This is a genomic window from Mesorhizobium sp. M7A.F.Ca.ET.027.03.2.1 (assembly GCF_003999175.1).
GTDB lineage: Bacteria > Pseudomonadota > Alphaproteobacteria > Rhizobiales > Rhizobiaceae > Mesorhizobium.
In genome coordinates, this window is record NZ_RZOM01000384.1 from 1 (window position 1) to 5,169 (window position 5,169).

5 protein-coding genes are annotated in these 5,169 nt (G+C 66.0%); 4 read left to right on the top strand and 1 reads right to left on the bottom strand.

All coding sequences use genetic code 11. From position 1 onward, the window contains the following. Window positions 1-516, bottom strand: a 516-nt coding sequence (locus EN750_RS17620) for a class II aldolase/adducin family protein (RefSeq protein WP_145967744.1), incomplete at its 3' end; no start/stop codon positions are given. Between the two features lie 193 nt (window positions 517-709). Here EN750_RS17620 and EN750_RS17625 point away from each other — a divergent pair. The 4 genes from EN750_RS17625 to EN750_RS17640 all read left to right on the top strand — a co-directional run. After that, the gene (locus EN750_RS17625; RefSeq protein WP_127397171.1) at window positions 710-1,486 is read left to right on the top strand and encodes a DeoR/GlpR family DNA-binding transcription regulator; all 777 of its coding nucleotides are present in this window, start codon (window positions 710-712) and stop codon (window positions 1,484-1,486) included. Continuing rightward, window positions 1,483-2,856 carry a carbohydrate kinase gene (locus tag EN750_RS17630; protein WP_127397172.1) on the top strand — a complete coding sequence of 458 codons (1,374 nt, stop codon included), beginning with the start codon at window positions 1,483-1,485 and terminating at the stop codon, window positions 2,854-2,856. The genes EN750_RS17625 and EN750_RS17630 overlap by 4 nt, the downstream gene beginning before the upstream one ends. Continuing rightward, entirely contained in the window at window positions 2,853-4,397 is a 1,545-nt protein-coding gene (locus tag EN750_RS17635) for a sugar ABC transporter ATP-binding protein (protein ID WP_127397173.1), read from the top strand. The genes EN750_RS17630 and EN750_RS17635 overlap by 4 nt, the downstream gene beginning before the upstream one ends. Next, a partial coding sequence (locus EN750_RS17640) for a ribose ABC transporter permease (RefSeq protein ID WP_127397174.1) occupies window positions 4,394-5,169 on the top strand: 776 nt, incomplete at its 3' end. The genes EN750_RS17635 and EN750_RS17640, both read left to right, overlap by 4 nt.

Sequence of the window (5,169 nt, forward strand, 5' to 3'; positions counted from 1 at the left end):
GCCAAGGATCAGCACGTCGACACCAGGCCGCAATTTCTCGGCGATGCCGCGTGCAAGCGGCAGGCCGGGCCGGAAATAGGGCACATAGGCCCATTCGATGCCATTGAGCCGCCTGGCGACCTCGGCCTCGCCATCGGCCTGCACGGCAAGCGAGATGGTGTCGACGCAATGGACATGCAGAACAACGCGCTGCGGCATCAGGGCGTGCACCGTGGTCTCGATCGACGGCCGCAGGCCGCGCGGGTTGAGCGCTGCAATGGTGAAACCCTGCGGCAGGTCGGCGGCGCGATCACGCTGTTCGACGGCTCTCAGCAACGGCGCCATCGCCACCGGCACCATGATGTCATCGACGAGCGCGTCCTTCAGCCAGGTGCCGGAAGCCTTGATCCACAGCGTGTCGCCGGCTTTCAGCGAGGTGTTGCCGCCTGCCGCCTGGGTCAGGTGCGGGCTCTGCCCGATGCTGGCCGAAAGCGCCCGCAAGGCCGCCAGTTCCTGCGCATCAGCTTGGGTCGCCATGGCGCTTTTCCTCCAACGGCTCGGCCGTGTCCTGCGCGAAATCCCGTTGCCGGGGATCGAATTGGCGCTGATATCGCAGATACGAGTGATCTACGTCAATAGTGATCTACTGTCATCAAACCTGCTTGCAATCCGACTAATGTTGAGTAAGTTACGCCAATTGCCATGGAAAATGGCACCCGGGAGGAAAGAATTGAGCGACTCCGGCCGCCAGCGTCAGATCGTCGAACTGCTGCGGGATCGTCCGTTCGCTTCGGTGCGCGAGCTGCAGGAACGGCTTGGCGTTTCGGCCGCGACGGTCAGGCGCGATATCGACAGGATCGACGAAGCCGGCGAAGCGCGGAAGGTCTATGGCGGCATCTCGGCACTCGACGGCGCTTCCCAGGCCGGTGTCGCCTACGCCCGGCCCTATGACGAGAACCGTGACCTTGCGGTCGAGGCCAAGCGGCAGATCGCCGCTCTGGCGGCGACCATGGTGCGCGACGGCGATGCGGTCATCGTGCATGGCGGCTCGACCTGCTTCCATCTCGGGGTCAAGCTCGCCGAGCGCAACATCCGCCTCTACACCAACTCGATGCCGCTGGCGGCCTATCTCAGCGACCACGGCCATTGCAGCCTGACGGTTGCCGGCGGTGATCTGCATCGCGAACCCGGCATCATCCATTCGCTCACCCAGGCCGTGCCCTTCTACGCCTCCAAATTCTTTCTCGGCACGCAAGGCCTTGGCCAGGAAGGCGTGATGGAATCGCACCCGCTGCTGGTACGCTCGATCGTCGATCTCAGCCTGTGCGCCGACCAGATCGTGGTGCTGGCCGATAGCCGCAAACTGTCGATCCACGCGCGCAATGTCGCGCTGCCGCTTTCGCGCATCGGCACGCTGGTCACCGACGACGGTCTCTCCGACGCCGATGCGCGCATGCTGGAGGACGCCGGCGTCATGGTGCGGATAGCTTCGGGAGCCATCCAGTGAAGGTGGCGGTCCTCGATTTCGGCAAGACCAATTCGAAACTGTTCGTCTTCGGCCAGGACGGGCGGATCATCGACGAGCGCCGGACACAGCCGAAATGGGTGCGCCAAGGCGGCTTCAGCGTGCTCGACGAGGCGGCGCTCCACCATTGGGCGCTCAGCGCCGTTGCCGATGCGGTCGACGGTCATGGAGTGGAAGGGGTCATGGTCTCGGGTCATGGCTGCACCTTTGCCTTGGTCGACGAGGCGGCGCTGACGCATCCGATCCTCGACTACGAGCAAGAGCCGCCGGCCGAGATTGTCGCGCGGATCGATCGCCGCATTCCTGACTTTTCCGAGACGTTCTCGCCGCGGCTGCCGCTCGGCTTCAACTACGGCCGCCACATGCTGTGGCTGCAGGAGGTCGATCCGGACGCGTTCGCGGCGTCGAAATCGATCCTCGGCTATCCGCAATACTGGAGCTGGCGCCTTGGCGGGCGGGCGGTCTCGGAAGTGTCCTATCTCGGCTGCCATTCGCATCTGTGGGCGCCGCGCAGCCAAGACTTTTCCTCGCTGGTCGACGCGCAGGGCTGGCGTGACCGGATGCCTGCCTTCGAGCGCGCCGGCACCGTTATCGGCGAGCAGCGCCTCGGCGCTGTGGTGATCGCCATCCACAACGGCGTCCATGACTCGAATGCGGCGCTGCATGCCTATCGCCGGCAGGAGCTTGGCCCGGTCACCGTCGTTTCGACCGGCACCTGGGTCATCGTGCTCAATCCGGACTGCCCGCTCGACGCACTCGACCGGGATCGCGACATGCTGGTCAATGTCGATGTCGGCGGCGGTCCGGTGCCGACCATCCGCTTCATGGGCGGGCGCGAATTCGCAACCATCAGCGCCGGCTGGCAAGGCGAGATCGCCGGTCCGGTGGTGCAGCGGGTGATCGATGCCGGCATCATGGCGCTGCCGAGCTTCGCACCGGGCGGTCCGATGGCGGGGCATTCCGGTCGGCTGGCGGGGCGCACGCCCAATGCCGAGGAACGCGCGGCCGCGGCGCTGCTCTATGTCGCGCTGATGGTCGATCTCTGCCTCGACCTCATCCATTCGAACAACACCGTGATCGTCGATGGCGGGCTGAACACAGGCGGTGTGCTCGCCGGGCTGCTGGCGCAGTTGCGTCCCGGCCAGGCCTTCCTGCAGGGCGCCACGCTGGAGGGCAGCGCCACGGGTGCCGCGGCGCTCGCCTTCGAGAGCGTCGGGCGCGAATTCGCCGCCGAAGTTCCGGAGCCGGTGCGCGCGTCGCGTTTCAGCGGATTGGCAGGCTATCGCAGCAATTGGCGTGACGCCACCATGGACCGGGGCGTCGCTGGTGTGGCAGTGGGAGGCGCGCGATGAGTGCGATTGCCAGGGCCGATACGGCGCGCCAGCCGGTGCTGGAGATGCGCCACATCTCCAAGACGTTCGGCGCCATCCGTGCCCTGCACGATGTCTCGCTCAGCGTCCACGCCGGCGAGCTGCACGCCTTGATGGGCGAGAACGGCGCCGGCAAGTCGACATTGATGAAAGTGCTTTCAGGCGCCTATCGGCCGGATGCCGGCGGCGAGATCCTGATCGACGGCAGCCCGGCCGCGACCGGCGATCCGATCAAGGCGCGCGCCAGCGGCGTCGCGGTGATCTATCAGGAGCTGTCGCTGGCGCCCAATCTGACGGTGGCGCAAAACATCTTCCTCGGCAACGAGCCGCGACGCTTCGGCATCGTCGACCGCGACCAGTGCACCCGGCGCGCCAGGGAGATCATCGCGCGTCTGGGCGTCTCCTTTTCGGCCCGCGACATGGTCTCCAGCCTGTCGCTCGGCGAGCGACAATTGGTCGAGATCGCCCGCGCGCTGTCGACCAATGCGCGCATCATCGTCATGGACGAGCCGACCACGTCGCTGACCTCGCGCGAGAGCGACCGGCTGTTCGAGGTCATCGCGACGCTGAAATCGCAAGGCATCGCCATCATCTACATCAGTCACCGCATGGAAGAGGTCTACCAGCTTGCGGATCGCGTCAGCGTGCTGCGCGACAGCGGCTATGTCGGTACGCTCGAGCGTGCCGACCTCAGCGCCTCGCGCCTGGTGTCGATGATGGTCGGCCGCGATCTGTCGGCTTTCTACAAGAAGGATCATCGGCCGCCGGACGAAGAGCGCGCGGTGGCGCTCTCGGTGCGTGGCATGTCCGACGGCCGTCTCCTGAAAGACTGTTCGTTCGACCTGCACAAAGGCGAGGTGCTGGCGCTGGCGGGTCTGGTCGGCTCCGGCCGTACCGAGCTTGCGCGGCTGATCTTCGGCGCCGACAGGCGCGTGTCAGGCACGCTGGAACTCGACGGCAAAACGATCTCCATCGGCTCGCCGCGCGAGGCGCTCGATGCCGGCATCGCCTATCTGACCGAGGACCGCAAGGAACTCGGCCTGTTCCTCGACATGTCGATTTCCGACAACATCAGCATGGGCGTGCTGGCGCGGGATTCGCGCGCCGGCGGCTTGCGCGACTTCGCGGCCGCCGAAAGGCGCGCTTCCAAGGCCGTTGCCGATCTCTCCATCCGCACCAGTTCGGTGCAGGCCAATGCCGGCTCGCTGTCCGGCGGCAACCAGCAGAAGGTGCTGCTCGCCCGCCTGCTCGAGACCGAGCCGAAGGTCGTCATCCTCGACGAGCCGACCCGCGGCGTCGATGTCGGGGCGAAATCGGAAATCTACCGGCTGATCGACAATCTCGCTAAACAGGGCATCGCCATCCTGATGATCTCCAGCGAACTGCCCGAGGTGATCGGCGTCGCCGACCGCGTGCTGGTGATGCGCGACGGCACGATATCGGGCGAGGTGACGGCATCGCAAGGCGAACCGCTGAGCCAGGAGAAAATCATGGAACTTGCAACGGGAGCGGCTCAGCTATGACCGACAAGGCGACCGAGATCAGCGCAGGCGGCCAGGCCACCGGCACAAGCCGACGGTTGCGCACGGCTTTCGCTGCCCTCGGCATGCTGCCGGTGCTGATCCTGCTGGCGGCCGGCTTCCAGTTCCTGAACCCGCGCTTCCTGACGGAGACCAATCTTCTGATCGTCACCCAGCAGTCGTCGATCAACATCGTGCTGGCGGCCGGCATGACCTTCGTCATCCTGACCGGCGGTATCGACCTGTCCGTCGGCGCCATCCTCGCCGCATCGGCGATGGTGGCGGTGATGGTGTCGCTGGTGCCGGACTGGGGTTTGCTCGGCGTGCCGGCGGCCATTCTGGTCGGCCTCGGCTTCGGCCTCATCAACGGGCTGCTCATCGCCTACATCAAGCTGCCGCCCTTCATCGTCACGCTGGGTTCGCTGACCGCGGTGCGCGGTGTCGCCCGCCTGCTCGGCCAGGACACCACGGTGTTCAATTCGGACCTGCCGTTCGATTTCATCGGCAACGGTTCGCTGTTCGGCATTCCGTGGCTGGTCATCATCGCGCTGTCGGTGGTTGTGCTGTCCTGGCTGGTGCTGAAGCGCACCGTGCTCGGCACCTGGATCTATGCCGTCGGCGGCAATGCCGAAGCGGCGCGGCTGACCGGCATCAAGGTGCCGCTGGTGCTGCTCTTCGTCTATGGCGTTTCCGGCCTGCTGGCCGGTCTTGGCGGCGCCATGTCGGCGGCCCGGCTCTACGCCGCCAACGGCTTGCAGTTGGGCCAGTCCTACGA

What these genes read in the sequence shown, in the direction of transcription:
- EN750_RS17635 (WP_127397173.1), top strand. Translation starts at nt 2,853, where the DNA reads ATGAGTGCGATTGCCAGGGCCGATACGGCGCGCCAGCCGGTGCTGGAG.